Source organism: Bradyrhizobium sp. WSM4873, from assembly GCF_055811355.1.
In genome coordinates this window covers 194,647-209,071 of record NZ_JBVVPS010000002.1, presented here as the reverse complement: position 1 = coordinate 209,071, position 14,425 = coordinate 194,647, and the positions used below count along the sequence as shown (strand labels likewise).

Sequence of the window (14,425 nt, the reverse complement as noted above, 5' to 3'; positions counted from 1 at the left end):
TTCGGGATGGCTGGCAGGCGGTGCAGGAGCAGGCAGGAATTGATGAGGTATCAGCGCTTGCGGCCGCGGCGGTCGGTGGGATCGTCCGCGCAGCTTTCGTGGTGCGGGCAGCCGGGGTCGAACCGGCACAGCGCTTGCGCGCCGAGGGATTTTAAGTCCCTTGCGTCTACCAATTCCGCCATGCCCGCTTGATCCAACGAGATCAGCCACTTAAGTCCCTTACCGGCGGTCTGGAATTGGCATTTGCAGGCCGGAGGGGCGGTTCTTCCTTAGGCGAGCCGGCGGCACAAGGCAAAGCCTCAATCCGGACATCTGTTGTTGCTTTAGGCATTCTCAATCGACGGGGACTATTCATCCGACATGTCTGCTTTGGTCCAATCTCGCCTGCGCACGTGCTGCGTGGCCGCCGCGCTGCTCGCGGCCGGCTTCGCGCTGTCCGGCTGCGCCGGCATGAGCGAGACGGTCGCTCCGGCCTTTGCCGATCCCGCCAAGTACGAATTGTACGATTGCAAGCAGCTCGAAGGCGAGCGCAAGTCGCTCGCCAGCCGCACCGCTGATTTGCAGAGGCTGATGGACAAGGCACAAACCGGCGCGGGCGGCGCCGTGGTGTCGGAGCTTGCCTACCGCAACGATTACGTCGCGGTACGCGGGCAGGCGCAGATGGCCGATGACGCTTGGCGCCGCAACAGGTGCCGGGAAACGCCGCCCGAGGCGCCCGCGGCCAATCCTGGTCTGAACCAGCCTGGCCCGAAATCGACAAGAGCAGTGCGCTGAAACGTCCTGCCATCAGCGTCTCGCGTCAGGGCCGCCAGCCGTAGATCCAGTCCTGCCGTGCCAGCATGCGTTCCGGGCCGAGCGCCCGGACCGCAAGATCGCGCGCGAACGCGAGCGGCCCAGTGAAATGATAGATGCGGCCCTGCTGCCGCGCAGTCCGCTGCACCCGCCGCACGCGCGCCTGACGCGTCCGGCCGTATTGTTTCAGCGCAGCCGTGATTCCCGCGGTGCTCTCGGCGATCTCAGGGCTCAAATGCTGCGCGAGCACCGCGGCGTCCTCGATTGCCATGCCGGCGCCCTGCGCCGCAAACGGCAGCATCGCATGCACGGCGTCGCCGAGCAGCGCGACCGACCCTTTGCTCCAGGGGCAGTCGTCGGGGACGCCGAACAGCGCCCATTTCCGCCAGCTGTCGATCGTGGCGAGCATCATGCGCGCCGCTGGCGGCCAGCGCGGCGCGGCGAAGGCGTCCATCACCTCGCGGGGATCGCCGGGCGTGCTCCAGCCCGGTCTGTTCCAGGTGCCCGGCAGCACCGCGACCACGTTGATCTGGCGTCCGCCCGCGATCGGGTAGGCGACGAGATGGGCATTCGGGCCCATCCAGAGCTGGACCCGGCGCGTGGTGTAGTCCTTCGGCAGTTGCGTGGCATCGAGCGTGCCGCGCCAGGCGATCAGCCCGGAGAAGCGCGGCTGCACCTCGGGAAACAGATGCTGGCGCACCGTCGACCAGATGCCGTCGGCGCCGATCAGCGCACTGGCGAGATCGCTGCGCCGGATCGTGCCGCTGCGATGGACGACCGTCAGCCCCTTGGCGTGAGGCGCGACGTCTTCGAAGGTCGCGCCGAGTTTCAAGTCGATATCGGGATGGTCGGAGACTGCGCCGGCGAGGGCGGATTGCAGGTCGGCGCGGTGCACCACCCAATAGGGGGCGCCGGCGCGCGCGGCGGCGGCTTCTCCCAGCGGCATCCGCAACAGTTCGCCGCCGGCCCGCGCGCTCATGATCGAGACCGCCTCCGGGATCACGGCGCGCAGCTTGAGGTGCTCGGCAAGGCCGAGCTCGACCAGCACGCGGCTGGCATTGGGGGAGAGTTGCAGACCGGCGCCGACTTCCTCGAGCCGCTCGGCCTTTTCCAGGACGACGATGCGGAAGCCGCGGGCCGCGAGCGCAAGCGCAGCCGTTAGTCCACCTATGCCGGCACCGGCGATGACAATCGTTCGGGAGAGCGCCACCCCTGGCCGATGGAAGCGGTCAGGCCACCTTGTCCTTCAGGACGCATTCCGGCGGACGGGCTTCGCCCGCCTTCAGGTCGGCGGCGAAACGGTACAACGTCGAGCAGTAGGGGCAGATGATCTCGTTGTCATTGCCGAGGTCGAGGAAGACGTGCGGATGATCGAACGGAGGGTTGGCGCCCACGCACATGAACTCTTGCGAGCCGATCTCGATGACGGGGACACCGGCATCGTTGTGGAAGTGCGGGACGACATGGTCGGACATCGTACTCATCCTGGAGTGGCAATGGCGGCAGACAACAATCATGACTGACGCGGCATTATTAAGGCGCCGCGGACCATACTGTTGGGTGTAGATGATTGCTAGTCCAGCGGAACCGAAAGCTCCGCAATGCCCCATGCTCATTTGCTCATGCAAATTCGACACAATCTTGCGGCCTGAGAGAAGCCCTTCTTTCGTCGGGGACGTTGTGTCGCAATTTTGGCATACTATCTCGGTGGACGAGCGTAATTGCGACGAAAGACGAACCGTCAGGCGTCAACGATCTCAGGACCGTCCAGGCTCTCCGCATGAAGTGGTTGCGAATCAGCACAGCGTTGACCGGTATCGCGGCATGCGGCTTCTTGCTCGCGCAGGTAGCACCGCACGCCCGAGAGGCCGGCGCGATTCTGGCCGCCCGGGACGATCCCGCCGCGCTGTCCGAGATCAAGCTCGACGCACTGCTGCGGCACAACGACCGCCTGATTCAGGACAACATCGAGGCCGCGCTTGCATCGGGCGATGCCGATCTCGCCGACAGTTTTGTCGCGCTGGCGCGCGACCGGAACATCGCGCTGCCTGACAACCTCCTGAGCCGTGTCAGCGACGCGGTCAAAGCCGAAGATTCCACCTCGCATTTCGCAAAACGGTTTGCCACGGGTCTCGTCACCGGCAACGCGGACGATGTTGCGAGCTTGTCGGGGACCGTGGCCGGCGATCTCTTCGTCATCGGCGACATCAGGGATGTCGTGCGCGAGGGCAAGCACCTCGCCATGGGCGAGGAGACCGATCGCCTCGTGCTGGGCCTTGCGGCCGCGGGTCTCGCGGTCACGGCCGTGACCTACGTGTCTGTCGGCGGTGCCGCGCCGGTTCGCGCCGGGCTGACGCTGGTGAAGGACGCGCGCAAGGTGGGCCGGCTCGGCGAGGGATTGGCGGCATGGGCCGGCCGGTCCGCACGCGAGGTCGTCGATACCCCGATGCTCCAGAACGCGGTTGCCTCCGGCTCCGTGTTGCGGCCGGGCCAGACCTTGAGCGCGATCAAGGCTGCGTTCCGCGCCGAGAAAGCCGGCGCGCTGGTTCGGCTCGGCAAGGATGTCACGCGAGTCGTCGAGAAGACCGGCACGCGCGGCGCGATGGATAGCCTGCGCATCGCTGAAGGTCCCAAGGACGTCGCACGCGCGGCGCGGCTCGCGGAAGCCCAGGGCGGCAAGACGCGCGCGATCCTGAAGCTGCTCGGCCGCGGCGCGCTGCTGCTGATCGGCGGGGCGTTCAATCTTGCACTCTGGCTGTTCGGCGCGGCCTTGACGCTGTTCGGTCTGTTGTCCTCGATCAAGGCGACGACGGAGCGCCTGACCCAGGCCTGGTGCGATCGCAGGCGGGCGCGGCGACTTCGCCAGGCCCGGATCGCCGAGGCCGTCCTGACAAGCGCTGCCGTCACGGCCTAAGATACCTCTTCCCCTCAAGATTGCGGAACTGATGATGCCGAGCTTTCACAACGGCGCCGTTGAAATTGCCTATCTCGACGAAGGCGAGGGCGATCCGATCATCCTGGTGCACGGCTTTGCCTCCAGCAAGAACGTGAACTGGGTCTATCCGACCTGGGTCTCGGAGCTGCGCAAGAACGGCCGTCGCGTCATTGCCCTCGACAATCGCGGCCATGGCGAAAGCGCAAAGCTCTACGAGCCCGCGCAGTACTCGATCCCGACCATGGCCGGCGACGTGCTCGCGCTGATGGATCACCTCGCCATCCCGCAGGCCGATCTCATGGGTTATTCGATGGGCGGACGGATGACGGCCTGGCTCTCCCTCAACGAGCCGCAGCGCCTGCGTTCGGCAATCCTCGGCGGCATCGGCATAGGAGGCCTGATCGAGGGCACCGGGCCCGGCGAGAACGTCGCCAAGGCGCTGGAAGCGCCCTCGCTCGACGACGTCTCCGATCCCGTCGGCCGCACGTTTCGTGCTTTTGCAGACCAGACCCGTTCCGACCGCAAGGCGCTCGCCGCCTGCCTGCGCGGCACGCGCGATCTCATGACCAAGGACGAAGCCGCGCGCATCGACGTGCCCGTGCTGATCGCGGTCGGCTCGATCGACGACGTCGCGGGCTCGGCCAGCGCACTCGGCGCCATCATCCCGGGTTCGGAAGTGCTCGACATTCCGAACCGCGATCACATGCGGGCGGTCGGCGACAAGGTCTACAAGACTGGCGTGCTCGATTTCCTGTCACGCCGCGGCTGAGGTCTCGTCCGCGGCCTCATCGCCGAACGAGCGAAACAGCGCCATCAGCACCACGAAGGTCGCAACCCACACCATCCGCGCGCCGTAGCGATCATGGGGGCCGGAGATGACGGCGCAGATGAAGGCGTTGCCGAGCAGCGCCAGGGTCACGGTCGCCGCCAGCAGCGTCAGATCGTCCAGCCGGCGATGTGCGAGCGCGTGGCCGAGCAGCACGAGGAGCGCCAGCATCGAGGCCAGCGCGACGGGCACGTGCAGCCAGTTAACGTAGTCGAAGTCGAGGGCCCAGTTCTGCTGGCGCGCCGCCCGCATCGGCGCGACCTGGGAGGGGATGTAGCGCTCGATGATGCCGTAGGTGTGCGGGATCCAGACACTTGCGCCTTCGCCGGTCGCCACATGCAGCAGTTGCTGGCCCATCGCCCGCAACGCCGCGCCGACCTGCCAGGCGGGATAGTCGGCGAGCGAACCCACGACGATGGCGCCCATCTCGTCGTTCATGCCCTCGAACCGGCCGAGCGTGTTGAACATGCTCTTGCCCCACAGGAATTCGTCGGCGGTCGCCGGCAATTGGTCGCGATAGGGGCAGAGCTTGAGTTTTTCGCGCGGGCAATGGTCGTTGAGATAACGCGCGACGATGCCGTCCTGCATCATGCGGCCGAAGGCGACCCCCGTGCCGCCGGGGGTCCAGGCCCATTTGCCTGACAGCGCATGGTTGGCTGACACCAGCATCAGCCCGCCCACGATGATGGTCAGGCTCGCCTGCGCCAGTCCTGCGACGGGCAGACGCGCGCGCAGGAATGGCCGCAGCATCCAGCCTGCAACGCAGAGACCGAGCAGCACGCCGAGCGTGGCGCTGTGGGTCGCAGCGGCAAAGGCGGTGAAGACGAACAGCGTGATCTTTTCGAGCCCGGAGGTCCGCTGTCCACCGATGACCAGCAGGAATAGCGACAGCACCGACAGGCCTGCAAAGATGTCGGTGAGCAACATGCTGGCCAGCCAGGGCAGCGCAGTCGACAGGATCAGAAGCAGGCTGATCGCGATGAAGCGGAACGTCTGCATCATCGAGAGCACGCGCAAGGTGAGCTGCAACAGCCACAGCGTCGCCAGCGACTGGACCGCGAGGTTGATCCAGAAACCAGAACTCTCGCCATAGTGCAGATAGATGCCGAACACCGTGGAGCGGCTCGGGACGAGATAGCCCTCGTACCAGCGCGCCAGATAGCCTCCGGTATCCCATTGCAACAGCGGATAGCCGTTCCAGAACGCCGGCGCGATCAACAGCAGCGGCAGGGCGATCCCGGCCAGCCGCAGCCAGAGTGAGCCCGCGGCGCCCGCGCGCGCATGATCAGTGGTGATGGTCAAATCCGCTCCGTCCTCACTCGGACCATGCCCGCAATCACGGTTGAGGCGGAATTCACCAATAGTTTGACGCCGCCCGGCTTGAATTTGGCGAAACCCTGACCATTTTGAGCCGACCTTGCCGCCCGGGGTGTCGGAAGAAACTGTTGTGATTCAACGTGTTGGCATACCCTCGCTGGGCAACACACTGTTCACTCTCAGGCAAGCCCGTCAGGACTTTGTCGCCTAGACTGTGTTATAGAACCAGTGAAACGAGCCAATTCGAAAGAGCAGATCTCATGGCAGTGCATCAGGTCAATCCGGGAGGAAAGCTCGCAACGCTCGATCCGATCTGGGATCGGATCCGCGGCGAAGCGGAGGACATCGTCCATCGCGAGCCGGAGCTTGCGACCTTCATCTATTCGACCGTGCTGCATCACAGCCGCCTGGAAGATGCGGTGATTCATCGTGTCGCCGACCGGCTCGATCACTCCGCGCTGTCGGGCGATCTCGTGCGCCAGACCTATGACGAGGCGTTGCGCGACGATCCCGATCTCGGCAACGCCTTCCGCGCCGATCTCGTCGCCGTCTACGACCGCGACCCCGCGACCTCGCGCTTCATCGATCCCTTGCTCTATTTTAAGGGCTTTCACGCCATCCAGACCCACCGCCTCGCACATTGGCTCTATCTGAAGGGCCGCAAGGATTTTGCGTATTATCTGCAGAGCCGGGCATCTGCGGTATTCCAGACCGACATCAATCCCGCCGCGCGTATCGGCCGCGGCATCTTCCTCGACCACGCCACCGGCTTCGTCTGCGGTGAGACGGCGCTGATCGAGGACGACGTTTCGATCCTGCACGGCGTCACGCTCGGCGGCACCGGCAAGGAGAACGAGGACCGCCATCCGAAAATCCGTCACGGCGTCCTGATCGGCGCCGGCGCGAAGATCCTCGGCAACATCGAGATCGGTCATTGCGCCCGCATCGCGGCGGGCTCGGTCGTGGTCAAACCGGTGCCGCACAACGTGACGGTCGCGGGCGTGCCCGCCAAGGTCGTCGGCGAAGCCGGCTGCGCCGAGCCGTCGCGCACCATGGATCAGATGATCAACGCCATGGGACTTTAACGCCACGGGACTTTGAGGTGGGTCTCTGAGAGCGGACTCTGAGGCGGGACTTCGAGCTTGTCGGAAGGGGCGGATTTTCCGCCCCTTTCGTCCCCAAAATTCTTTGGCAATTCATGCTGGCGGTTGGTCGCGTCTCGTCCTAAAACCCGCGCCAACCCAGATTTCGATTGGAGACTTGCCGTGGACGTCAAGGAAGTTAGGAAGCTCGACGCGTATCTGAAGCGCGTATTCGGCAATCCCAAGATCCGCGTCGTGCCGCGGCCGAAGAAGGATGATTCCGCCGAGGTCTATATCGGCGAGGAATTCATCGGTGTGCTCTTCGTCGATGACGAGGACGACGATCGCTCGTTCCAGTTCCAGATGGCGATCCTCGAGGACGACCTGGTCGACCAGGAATAGTTTTCTTTTCGTCATTGCGAGCGAAGCAATCCAAAGTCTCTCCGTGGACGCGGTCTGGATTGCTTCGCTTTGCTCGCAATGACGGATCCTATTCCCGCAGCTCATACGCTATTTCTTTGCAAGAACACGCAGCCGCGCCGTGGCATCGGCGACAGTGATGCCGGCTTCATCGACGAGCTTGGCTTGCACGACCATGTCGCGATCGGTCTGCTCGACAACACGCGCCCGGGCCGTGATGGGGCCGACCGCTGCCGGCTTCAGGAAGCGGGTATCAAGACTCTTTGTGACGACGGTCAACTCGGACGAGAGCGCGGCCAGCGCACAGATGCCGGTGGCGGAGTCAAGCATCGCCGCCAGAAATCCGCCCTGGATCGTCCCGTGCCTGTTGGTGAAAGCCGGCTGAGCCTGGAAGCGGATTAGCGCATCCCCGTTGTCGTCGAAGCCAAGCCATTCCCGTCCCAGCAACTGGGCTCCGGGCGGGAGATCTGCTGCCGCATCGTTCAAGTCGATCGCCCCATGATGGCATCATGCTCCTGTTTTGCCCGACGGGTCAAGTTCGATTGCGAAAAACCGAAGTATCAAAAATACGAAGTGATTACAGACGCCTGGCTACTGTGCATGGGGTTGTTTTCGAGATTATTGTTGGGACGGCTCCAGGCTTGTCCCCGCATGCCTGTCGCGCGGCACGGCAGAGACGCCGCGCTCAGCCCCGCGGCCCGCGCAATTGCGCCGTGAGGCGGTCCATCGCTTCCGCCGCATCGCGCCATTGCGACAGCCAGCTGCGCGGAAAGCGGAAGGTGAGGTCGGCGCCGCCGACGCGGCGTTCGGCGAGGCACATGCCGGGCGTCGCTCCATCGCGGGTGCAGCGCGCGGTCAGCGCGGGACTTGCGGCAGAATAGAGATCCTCGCTGCCATAGGGCGTGTCGACACGGAATATCCGCATCGTCAGCCCGTCCTGAGGCATTGCCGCGGCCTGGTCGAGATAGCGCGGATAGATCGTGGCTGCGCGCTGCTCGGGCGACAGCGCATCGCGATGCGCGGCGATCGACAGGAAGATGCGGTCGATCGGCTGCATCGCCGCATCCACGCTATCGGCGGTGACGTGCTTCGGCGCGCCCGGCGGCTCCAGCGAAGGGTACAGGAAATCGAGATCGATCCGCTCCTGCGGCCCGGAGTGGCGCTGGATCTTCATGCGGATCGCGTTGGTCGGCAGGTTGAACAGCGTGCCGCCGACGCTCACCGGCAGCTTGTTCGGGGCGCTCGCGCCGCTCGGGCCCCAGGTCGGCCACAACAAATAGGCGACGAGCGCGACGGCACACACCGCGGCAATGCCGCCGAGCACGATCGGGATGACGTAGGCCCGGGTGCGCGCCCGGGGAGACTGGGGGGAGGTTGCCGAAAACACCGTCATGAGCCGCAATGAGCCGGAAGTCGGCCGATGGCCGACGAATCAGCGGCGAATATGCCACGCGGCTGCGATTTCGCGGAGCGTTCACCGGCTGCACGAAATGGAGAGGGGCCTGCGTGGGTCGGCCGGCGGCGTTAACCTTCCCTTAAGGATAATGTAGCGTTAACCGGCACTATTTGTCACAGGAAGGCACCTCGCGTTGCGTAAGGGCGGACCGTTCCGATGACACCTGAAGCTCTCAATACCTTCTTCTCGATCGGCATCGGTTTCGCGCTCGCGGGAGCGCTCGTGAGCGGATACCAGACGATCGCACAGCGGCCCGCCGGCTTCGGTCTGTTGCAGGACGGCGTGGCGCCGAAGACCTTCGCGGCGGTTCCGTTCCTGGTGTTCGCGGCGCCTTTCATCATCATGCGCAACACCCTGCGCGGCAGGCAGCTGGAGAGCCGCCGCGTCGAATTCGTGATGATGGCGACCGTCATCGCCGGCTTCTGGAGCATGATGAGCGGCACCTTCTTCCTGATGACGCTCCGCGCGGCCGGCGTTCTGGTCTGATGCCCGCCCTGTAGGGCTGCCTGCGCGGCGGCCCTTTGCGTCGAGGCTGCCGTTTCGCTATGGCTGGGGTTGACGCGACAGGAGACCCTCATGGCGATCTACGAGCTCGACGGGCAAGCGCCCGATCTTCCCGCCGACGGCAATTACTTCATCGCGGAGACCGCCACCGTGATCGGCCGCGTGCGCCTGAAGCCCGGCGCGAGCGTCTGGTTCGGTGCGGTGCTGCGCGGCGACAATGAGTGGATCGAGATCGGCGAGGGCGCCAACGTGCAGGACGGCTCGACCTGCCACACCGATCTCGGCTTTCCGCTTCACATCGGCAGGAACTGCACGGTCGGCCATAACGTCATCCTGCACGGCTGCACCATCGAGGAGGGCGCGCTCGTCGGCATGGGCTCCATCGTGATGAACGGCGCCAGGATCGGCCGCAACAGCATCGTCGGCGCCGGCTCCGTCATCACCGAGGGCAAGGAATTCCCCGAACGGTCCCTGATCATCGGTTCGCCGGCGCGGGTGATCCGCACGCTCGACGACGCCCAGGTGCAGAAGATGGGTAGCGCGGCGAAGTTCTACGTCGCCAACGGCCCGCGCTTCACGAAGGGCCTCAAGCGGATCGGGTGAGCTCAGCTTCCTTCGGACTCGCGCGCTTCTAGTGCGCTTGCGACCTTCTCGTGCCCCGCGGACCACAGGGCATGCTCGTCGCTGCCGTCTTGGTACGGATTGGCTTCCGCCGGAATGTTTTGACGCGCCGCGCGTTCGCCTTCTGCAAAAGCATCGCGATCGTTCATCGTGACTGCGCCTTTCTGTTTTCGGAGCCTTCCCGGTTTCAAGCTGATGCGACGGCATTTGTTCCGGAACCGGTCATTGCTGCGGCGGTTGATCGGCGAAGGAGAATTAGAATGGCCAGATTGCCCACAACCTGTTCAATCAAGACCGTGATCGTGATCTTCGCCCTTGCCGCGATGCCGGCCGTATCGTTCGCGCAAGCCACCGGCGGCTCGGCGGGATCGGCTGGAGGTGTGGCCAATTCTCCGGCGACTGCGCCCGGCACCAACAGTCTGGGTACTGCTCAATCATCGGGAGCGAATGCCACCTCCGGAACCACCACCGGGACCGGTGGAGGTGGATCCACCGACGCCGCCGTCAACGCCGAGAACCGGCTGCTCGACAAGAAGCTCAAGAGCATCTGCCGCGGCTGCTGATGCTCGCGGGGAAGTGAGACAGTGAGGCTGTCAGGAACGCCGCAAGCCAATTAGCTTGATCCTGCTTTTGAAGCGTGGAGCGTCTCCACGCGGAGGATCGAGTGATGTTACGGAAGATGATGTTGACGGCGCTGGCTGTGGCGGCGGTTGGGCTGTCGATACCGCAGGCGGCACAAGCGGGCGGTCACGGTGGCTGGGGCCATGGTGGCGGCTGGGGTCATGGCGGCCACTGGCATGGCGGTGGCTTCTGGCCAGGCGTCGCCATCGGGGCGGGTATCGCCGGCGCCGGTTACTACGGCAGCTATTACGGCTACGGTTACCCCTCCTACGGCAGCTCCTATTACTATGGTACCGGATACGACGACGGCGGTTATGGTGGCTGTTACGTCGTCCGGAAGCGCGTGATGACGCCTGCGGGATGGCGATACCGTCGCGTCGACGTCTGCGAATGAGGCGGGTGGGCCACTAAAAAACAAGGCCGTTGACGCAATATACCGTCAACGGCCTTGCCAGCCCCGGACATTGAAATCGGCTCACGCCATCCGGTAACGGCGAGCATCGCTTGGAATCATACGGGCGAATGTGATCCAGTTCACAAGTCCAAAAATTTAGCGGCGCCGACTGCTCAGCCGCGCGAGCGCTTGCGTGCACTGGCCTGGACACGATGCCGTGCAGGTTTCCTGCGGGTAACCGAAGGAGTCTCGGCCTCGGTCGCCCGGGCGCTGGCAAAGGATTGCCGCAGGCCGTCGATGGACTCATTGAGTGCCGTGACCTGCTCGGACAGACGCTTGGTGTCGGCCTGCTGGAATGCGAGCAACCGCTTCACACTCTGAAGCTGGTCCTGCACGACCTGGAGCTGGTCAATCGATTCCTGCTGGGTTGCTTCCAACCCCTTGGTCTTCTCGACCAGCTGCTCGGACGCCTGTGCGGTACGTGCCTGAAGCTGCCGCGAGGCCACCACCCGGTCGGTCTCGGGGGCTGAGCCGGTATAGGCGCGCCAGATCGCGATCGAGGTCACACCGGCGATCAGCAGCAGGAGCGCGGCGGCCGTCAGCGCGATGGGCTGGGCGCCAAGGCGAAGGAGGGGATGGGACCGTGTGTCCTCTGCGAGATCGATCATCGCTGACAAAACCCAAATTGAAACTTGAGTGGCGAAGACCGGCAACCCTGAGGTCACCGGGGGTCCCGAAAGCGTTACGTTTCGGCAAGGAATGGGACCAAAAAGAGGCCAAGAGCAAAAAAACCAACAATCAGGATGCCTTAGGGCCTCCGAACGTCCGTCAGAGGCAGAGATCAGGGCTGAAACGGCGAAAACGGACCTGAATAGGTCTTCGAGCGCGGCGTCGCATAGGGTCCGAGCCGGGAGGTCTTCAGCCCCAGTCGCACCAATGATTCCGCCAAGGTCACCGCGGCGGCGACACCGTCGATCACGGGCAGGCCGTGCGTGGCGGCGAATTCATTGGCGAGATCGGCCATGCCGGCGCAACCGAGCACGATGGCCTCTGCGCGATCGTCGCGGATCGCGGCCGTAATTTCCGTAGAGATTTTTGCGAGCGAATCGGTGTTGCGCTCCTCCAGCGCGAGCACCGGCACCTCGGCAGCGCGGACGCGGACGCAGCGATCGGCGAGGCCGTATTTCCGCAAATTGTGTTCGATCGGCACGATAGAGACACCGAGCGTCGTCACCACGGCGAAGCGCGCCGCGATCAGGCTCGCCATGTGGAAGCCCGCCTCGCCAATGCCGATCACGGGTGCCTTTGCCGCGGCGCGCGCGGCGTCGAGGCCGGTGTCGTCGAAGCAGGCGATGATGTGCGCATCCGCGCCGTCGCGGTCGGCCTCGCGGATGCAGCCGAGCATGCCCGGCACCGCGAACGCCTCGTCGTAAAATCCCTCGATCGAGACCGGGCCCATCGTGGGCTGGCGCGCATCGATCACGGTGTCGGGCAGGGCGACGCTTCGCGCGGCAGCAGCAATCTTCGCCGTCATGGTCGCAGTGGTGTTGGGATTGACGACGTGAAGCCGCATCAGATCAGACAAGCCCTTTGCCGGCGTCCGAGCCTTTGGCCGCCTGCCGCTTGTTGAGCATGTGGATGGTGCCGAGCGCAAGCGCGATCACCGTGAACGAGACGGCCGAGATCACGGTGCCGAGCGCATAGATATCGGGGTTCGTCACGGTGGTGGTGAGGCCCTGGAGATCGAGAGGCAGCGTGTTCACCGCCCCGATCGCCTGGCTGGAACGTGCGAGCTCGTCCCAGGAGAGCGTGAAGCCGAACAGTCCAATGCCGATCACAGAAGGCAGGATGATCGGCAGCACGACATGACGGAAGGCCTGCCACGGCGTTGCACCGAGATCGCGCGCGGCTTCCTCGAGCCTGGGATCGAAGCGGTTGAAGATCGCAAACATGATGAGCAGGCCGAACGGCAGCGTCCAGGTCAGATGTGCACCGAGGCCCGAGGTGAGCAGACCCATCGAGGTCTCGAAATTCTCGTTGAAGGTGCCCTTGATCAGGTCGTCGATGATGCGGAATTCAAGCGAGATGCCGAGCGAGGTGATAATCGAGGGCACGATCAGGCTCGCGATCGCCGAGTAGAACAGGATGCTTTGCGCCTTGAACTTGCGGCGAAACGCCATGCCGGCGGCGACCGACAGCACGACGGTGACGATCATCACGATAACGCCGAGCAGCAGCGAGCGGCGAAAGGCCGCGCCGAGATCGACGATGCCGGTGCCCTGGAATAGTTTTGCGATCCAGAAAGTCGACACACCGTTCATCGGGAAGGTGAGGCCGCCCTGCGGCCCCTGGAACGACAGCACATAGATCGCGATCATCGGGCCGTAGAGAAACAGCGTGTAGGCCGCGAAGAAGATCGCGAGCACGTAGAAAGAGCGCGGCCGTCCTTCCTTCATGCTCTAGAGCTCCTTCTTGATGTCGACGATGCGCGACATCATGGTGATGATCAGGAACGTGATGACGAGCAGGATCACGGCGTTCGCAGCGGCCGCCGGGAATTGCAGCGCGTTCACCCGCGTCTCGATGATCTTGCCGGCGGCCGCGATCTGCTGCCCGCCCATCACGCCGATGGTGATGAAGTCGCCCATCACAATGGTAATGACGAAGATCGAGCCGATCACGATGCCGGGCTTGGCGAGCGGGATGATGACGTTGACGAGCGTCTGAAAGCCGGTGGCGCCGGCGTCATAGGCGGCCTCGATCAACGATTTGTCGATGCGCACCATCGAGTTGAAGATCGGCACCACCATGAAGAAGGTGAAGAGGTGCACCAGTGCCAGCACCACGGAGAATTCGGAGAACAGCAGCCATTCAACGGGATGGTTGATCAGCCCCGTCTTGACCAAGCCTGAGTTGACAAGGCCATTGCGCCCGAGCAGCGGGATCCAGGCGATCATGCGGATCACGTTGGAGGTCCAGAACGGGATCGTACAGAGTAGCGACAGTCCCATCTGCCAGGTCTTCGACTTGACGTGAAAGGCGAGGAAGTAGGCGACCCAGAAGCCGATGAAGAGGGTGATGACCCACACGAGGAAGCAGAGCTTCAGCGTCTTCAGATAAGTCTTGGCGATCGTGCAGAGGTCGGGGAGCTGCGCGATGCAGCCTTCGAACGTGTCGGTGTAACCGCGGCCCGAGAAGGCCGGCAGCAACTGGTATTCGTTGTAGTCCCAGAACGAGACGATGACGACGAAGACCAGCGGGATCAGGAAGAAGGCGAGGAACACCAGCATCATCGGCCCGGCCTGGAGCCAGGAGATGAAGGAGGGCGACAGGCGCGCCCCGGGGGGGGGGGCCCCCCCCCCCCCCACCCCCCCCCCCCGGGGGGGGGGGGGGGGGGGGGTGAGGGGGGGGGGGGGGGGAAAAAAAAAACCCCCCGGAAAAAATGGAAAAAATGCGC

General features: G+C 64.3%; 19 protein-coding genes and 1 tRNA gene. 9 read left to right on the top strand and 11 right to left on the bottom strand.

Annotation, left to right across the window (positions count from 1 at the left end; genetic code table 11):
- Positions 1–99: 99 nt before the first annotated feature.
- A tRNA-Leu gene (locus AC0L21_RS05065) sits at positions 100–188 on the bottom strand.
- A 172-nt stretch (positions 189–360) separates the two neighbouring features.
- Between AC0L21_RS05065 and AC0L21_RS05060 the strand changes: the two genes are divergently transcribed.
- On the top strand, positions 361–774 hold the full coding sequence (locus AC0L21_RS05060) for a twin-arginine translocation pathway signal (RefSeq protein ID WP_473258825.1): 414 nt from the start codon (positions 361–363) through the stop codon (positions 772–774).
- A gap of 25 nt (positions 775–799) precedes the next feature.
- Here AC0L21_RS05060 and AC0L21_RS05055 read toward each other — a convergent pair whose 3' ends face one another.
- Together AC0L21_RS05055 and AC0L21_RS05050 are read right to left on the bottom strand one after the other, a co-directional pair.
- On the bottom strand, positions 800–2,002 hold the full coding sequence (locus tag AC0L21_RS05055) for an FAD-dependent monooxygenase (RefSeq protein WP_473258823.1): 1,203 nt from the start codon (positions 2,000–2,002) through the stop codon (positions 800–802).
- Positions 2,003–2,021: 19 nt separating this feature from the next.
- Positions 2,022–2,267, bottom strand: coding sequence for a zinc-finger domain-containing protein (locus AC0L21_RS05050; protein ID WP_007602543.1), 246 nt, complete (start codon positions 2,265–2,267; stop codon positions 2,022–2,024).
- 305 nt (positions 2,268–2,572) lie between these two features.
- Between AC0L21_RS05050 and AC0L21_RS05045 the strand changes: the two genes are divergently transcribed.
- Together AC0L21_RS05045 and AC0L21_RS05040 are read left to right on the top strand one after the other, a co-directional pair.
- Positions 2,573–3,706 carry a hypothetical protein gene (locus AC0L21_RS05045; protein ID WP_473258821.1) on the top strand — a complete coding sequence of 378 codons (1,134 nt, stop codon included), beginning with the start codon at positions 2,573–2,575 and terminating at the stop codon, positions 3,704–3,706.
- A gap of 34 nt (positions 3,707–3,740) precedes the next feature.
- Positions 3,741–4,496, top strand: a complete 756-nt coding sequence (locus tag AC0L21_RS05040) for an alpha/beta fold hydrolase (protein ID WP_473258820.1) — start codon at positions 3,741–3,743, stop codon at positions 4,494–4,496.
- Here the strand turns inward: AC0L21_RS05040 and AC0L21_RS05035 are convergent.
- Complete coding sequence (locus AC0L21_RS05035; protein WP_473258817.1) at positions 4,482–5,855, bottom strand: hypothetical protein; 1,374 nt, start codon at positions 5,853–5,855, stop codon at positions 4,482–4,484. The genes AC0L21_RS05040 and AC0L21_RS05035 overlap by 15 nt on opposite strands.
- Before the next feature lie 275 nt (positions 5,856–6,130).
- Here AC0L21_RS05035 and cysE point away from each other — a divergent pair, with 275 nt between their 5' ends.
- Together cysE and AC0L21_RS05025 are read left to right on the top strand one after the other, a co-directional pair.
- Complete coding sequence (cysE, locus tag AC0L21_RS05030) at positions 6,131–6,955, top strand: serine O-acetyltransferase (protein ID WP_007602549.1); 825 nt, start codon at positions 6,131–6,133, stop codon at positions 6,953–6,955.
- Between the two features lie 180 nt (positions 6,956–7,135).
- The gene (locus tag AC0L21_RS05025) at positions 7,136–7,354 is read left to right on the top strand and encodes a DUF3126 family protein (RefSeq protein ID WP_007602550.1); all 219 of its coding nucleotides are present in this window, start codon (positions 7,136–7,138) and stop codon (positions 7,352–7,354) included.
- 108 nt (positions 7,355–7,462) lie between these two features.
- Here the strand turns inward: AC0L21_RS05025 and AC0L21_RS05020 are convergent, their stop codons facing one another.
- Together AC0L21_RS05020 and AC0L21_RS05015 are read right to left on the bottom strand one after the other, a co-directional pair.
- Positions 7,463–7,858: a PaaI family thioesterase gene (locus AC0L21_RS05020; RefSeq protein ID WP_473258815.1), complete on the bottom strand. Its 396-nt coding sequence runs from the start codon at positions 7,856–7,858 to the stop codon at positions 7,463–7,465.
- Between the two features lie 199 nt (positions 7,859–8,057).
- The gene (locus AC0L21_RS05015; RefSeq protein ID WP_473258812.1) at positions 8,058–8,765 is read right to left on the bottom strand and encodes a hypothetical protein; all 708 of its coding nucleotides are present in this window, start codon (positions 8,763–8,765) and stop codon (positions 8,058–8,060) included.
- Positions 8,766–8,984: 219 nt separating this feature from the next.
- Between AC0L21_RS05015 and AC0L21_RS05010 the strand changes: the two genes are divergently transcribed.
- Together AC0L21_RS05010 and AC0L21_RS05005 are read left to right on the top strand one after the other, a co-directional pair.
- Positions 8,985–9,314, top strand: coding sequence for a DUF6949 family protein (locus AC0L21_RS05010; protein ID WP_473258810.1), 330 nt, complete (start codon positions 8,985–8,987; stop codon positions 9,312–9,314).
- A 90-nt stretch (positions 9,315–9,404) separates the two neighbouring features.
- A complete protein-coding gene (locus AC0L21_RS05005) occupies positions 9,405–9,935 on the top strand; it encodes a gamma carbonic anhydrase family protein (protein ID WP_027567784.1) in 531 nt (176 codons plus the stop codon).
- A 2-nt stretch (positions 9,936–9,937) separates the two neighbouring features.
- Here AC0L21_RS05005 and AC0L21_RS05000 read toward each other — a convergent pair whose 3' ends face one another.
- Positions 9,938–10,102: a ribosome modulation factor gene (locus AC0L21_RS05000; protein WP_198034864.1), complete on the bottom strand. Its 165-nt coding sequence runs from the start codon at positions 10,100–10,102 to the stop codon at positions 9,938–9,940.
- Between the two features lie 111 nt (positions 10,103–10,213).
- On the opposite strand from AC0L21_RS05000, the gene AC0L21_RS04995 reads away from it, so the two are divergent.
- Both AC0L21_RS04995 and AC0L21_RS04990 read left to right on the top strand, forming a co-directional pair.
- Complete coding sequence (locus tag AC0L21_RS04995) at positions 10,214–10,516, top strand: hypothetical protein (protein ID WP_473258806.1); 303 nt, start codon at positions 10,214–10,216, stop codon at positions 10,514–10,516.
- A gap of 104 nt (positions 10,517–10,620) precedes the next feature.
- Positions 10,621–10,968 (top strand): hypothetical protein, encoded by a 348-nt coding sequence (locus AC0L21_RS04990; protein WP_473258804.1) that lies wholly within the window; start codon positions 10,621–10,623, stop codon positions 10,966–10,968.
- A 173-nt stretch (positions 10,969–11,141) separates the two neighbouring features.
- Here the strand turns inward: AC0L21_RS04990 and AC0L21_RS04985 are convergent, their stop codons facing one another.
- The 4 genes from AC0L21_RS04985 to AC0L21_RS04970 all read right to left on the bottom strand — a co-directional run bounded on the left by AC0L21_RS04985 (position 11,142) and on the right by AC0L21_RS04970 (position 14,261).
- Entirely contained in the window at positions 11,142–11,636 is a 495-nt protein-coding gene (locus AC0L21_RS04985; protein WP_473258802.1) for a hypothetical protein, read from the bottom strand.
- Positions 11,637–11,809: 173 nt separating this feature from the next.
- A complete protein-coding gene (locus AC0L21_RS04980; RefSeq protein ID WP_473259431.1) occupies positions 11,810–12,541 on the bottom strand; it encodes an aspartate/glutamate racemase family protein in 732 nt (243 codons plus the stop codon).
- A gap of 4 nt (positions 12,542–12,545) precedes the next feature.
- Complete coding sequence (locus AC0L21_RS04975) at positions 12,546–13,424, bottom strand: ABC transporter permease (RefSeq protein ID WP_473258800.1); 879 nt, start codon at positions 13,422–13,424, stop codon at positions 12,546–12,548.
- 3 nt (positions 13,425–13,427) lie between these two features.
- Positions 13,428–14,261 (bottom strand): ABC transporter permease, encoded by an 834-nt coding sequence (locus tag AC0L21_RS04970; protein WP_473258798.1) that lies wholly within the window; start codon positions 14,259–14,261, stop codon positions 13,428–13,430.
- Positions 14,262–14,425: the final 164 nt, after the last annotated feature.

Bases quoted from the DNA above. Each gene is read 5' to 3' on its own strand.
- AC0L21_RS05045 (WP_473258821.1), top strand. From the start codon at position 2,573: ATGAAGTGGTTGCGAATCAGCACAGCGTTGACCGGTATCGCGGCATGC.
- AC0L21_RS04985 (WP_473258802.1), bottom strand. From the start codon at position 11,636: ATGATCGATCTCGCAGAGGACACACGGTCCCATCCCCTCCTTCGCCTT.
- AC0L21_RS05000 (WP_198034864.1), bottom strand. From the start codon at position 10,102: ATGAACGATCGCGATGCTTTTGCAGAAGGCGAACGCGCGGCGCGTCAA.
- AC0L21_RS04990 (WP_473258804.1), top strand. From the start codon at position 10,621: ATGTTACGGAAGATGATGTTGACGGCGCTGGCTGTGGCGGCGGTTGGG.
- AC0L21_RS05015 (WP_473258812.1), bottom strand. From the start codon at position 8,765: ATGACGGTGTTTTCGGCAACCTCCCCCCAGTCTCCCCGGGCGCGCACC.
- AC0L21_RS04975 (WP_473258800.1), bottom strand. From the start codon at position 13,424: ATGAAGGAAGGACGGCCGCGCTCTTTCTACGTGCTCGCGATCTTCTTC.
- AC0L21_RS05010 (WP_473258810.1), top strand. From the start codon at position 8,985: ATGACACCTGAAGCTCTCAATACCTTCTTCTCGATCGGCATCGGTTTC.
- AC0L21_RS04980 (WP_473259431.1), bottom strand. From the start codon at position 12,541: ATGCGGCTTCACGTCGTCAATCCCAACACCACTGCGACCATGACGGCG.
- AC0L21_RS05060 (WP_473258825.1), top strand. From the start codon at position 361: ATGTCTGCTTTGGTCCAATCTCGCCTGCGCACGTGCTGCGTGGCCGCC.
- AC0L21_RS04970 (WP_473258798.1), bottom strand. From the start codon at position 14,261: ATGATGCTGGTGTTCCTCGCCTTCTTCCTGATCCCGCTGGTCTTCGTC.
- AC0L21_RS04995 (WP_473258806.1), top strand. From the start codon at position 10,214: ATGGCCAGATTGCCCACAACCTGTTCAATCAAGACCGTGATCGTGATC.
- AC0L21_RS05040 (WP_473258820.1), top strand. From the start codon at position 3,741: ATGCCGAGCTTTCACAACGGCGCCGTTGAAATTGCCTATCTCGACGAA.
- AC0L21_RS05050 (WP_007602543.1), bottom strand. From the start codon at position 2,267: ATGTCCGACCATGTCGTCCCGCACTTCCACAACGATGCCGGTGTCCCC.
- cysE (WP_007602549.1), top strand. From the start codon at position 6,131: ATGGCAGTGCATCAGGTCAATCCGGGAGGAAAGCTCGCAACGCTCGAT.
- AC0L21_RS05005 (WP_027567784.1), top strand. From the start codon at position 9,405: ATGGCGATCTACGAGCTCGACGGGCAAGCGCCCGATCTTCCCGCCGAC.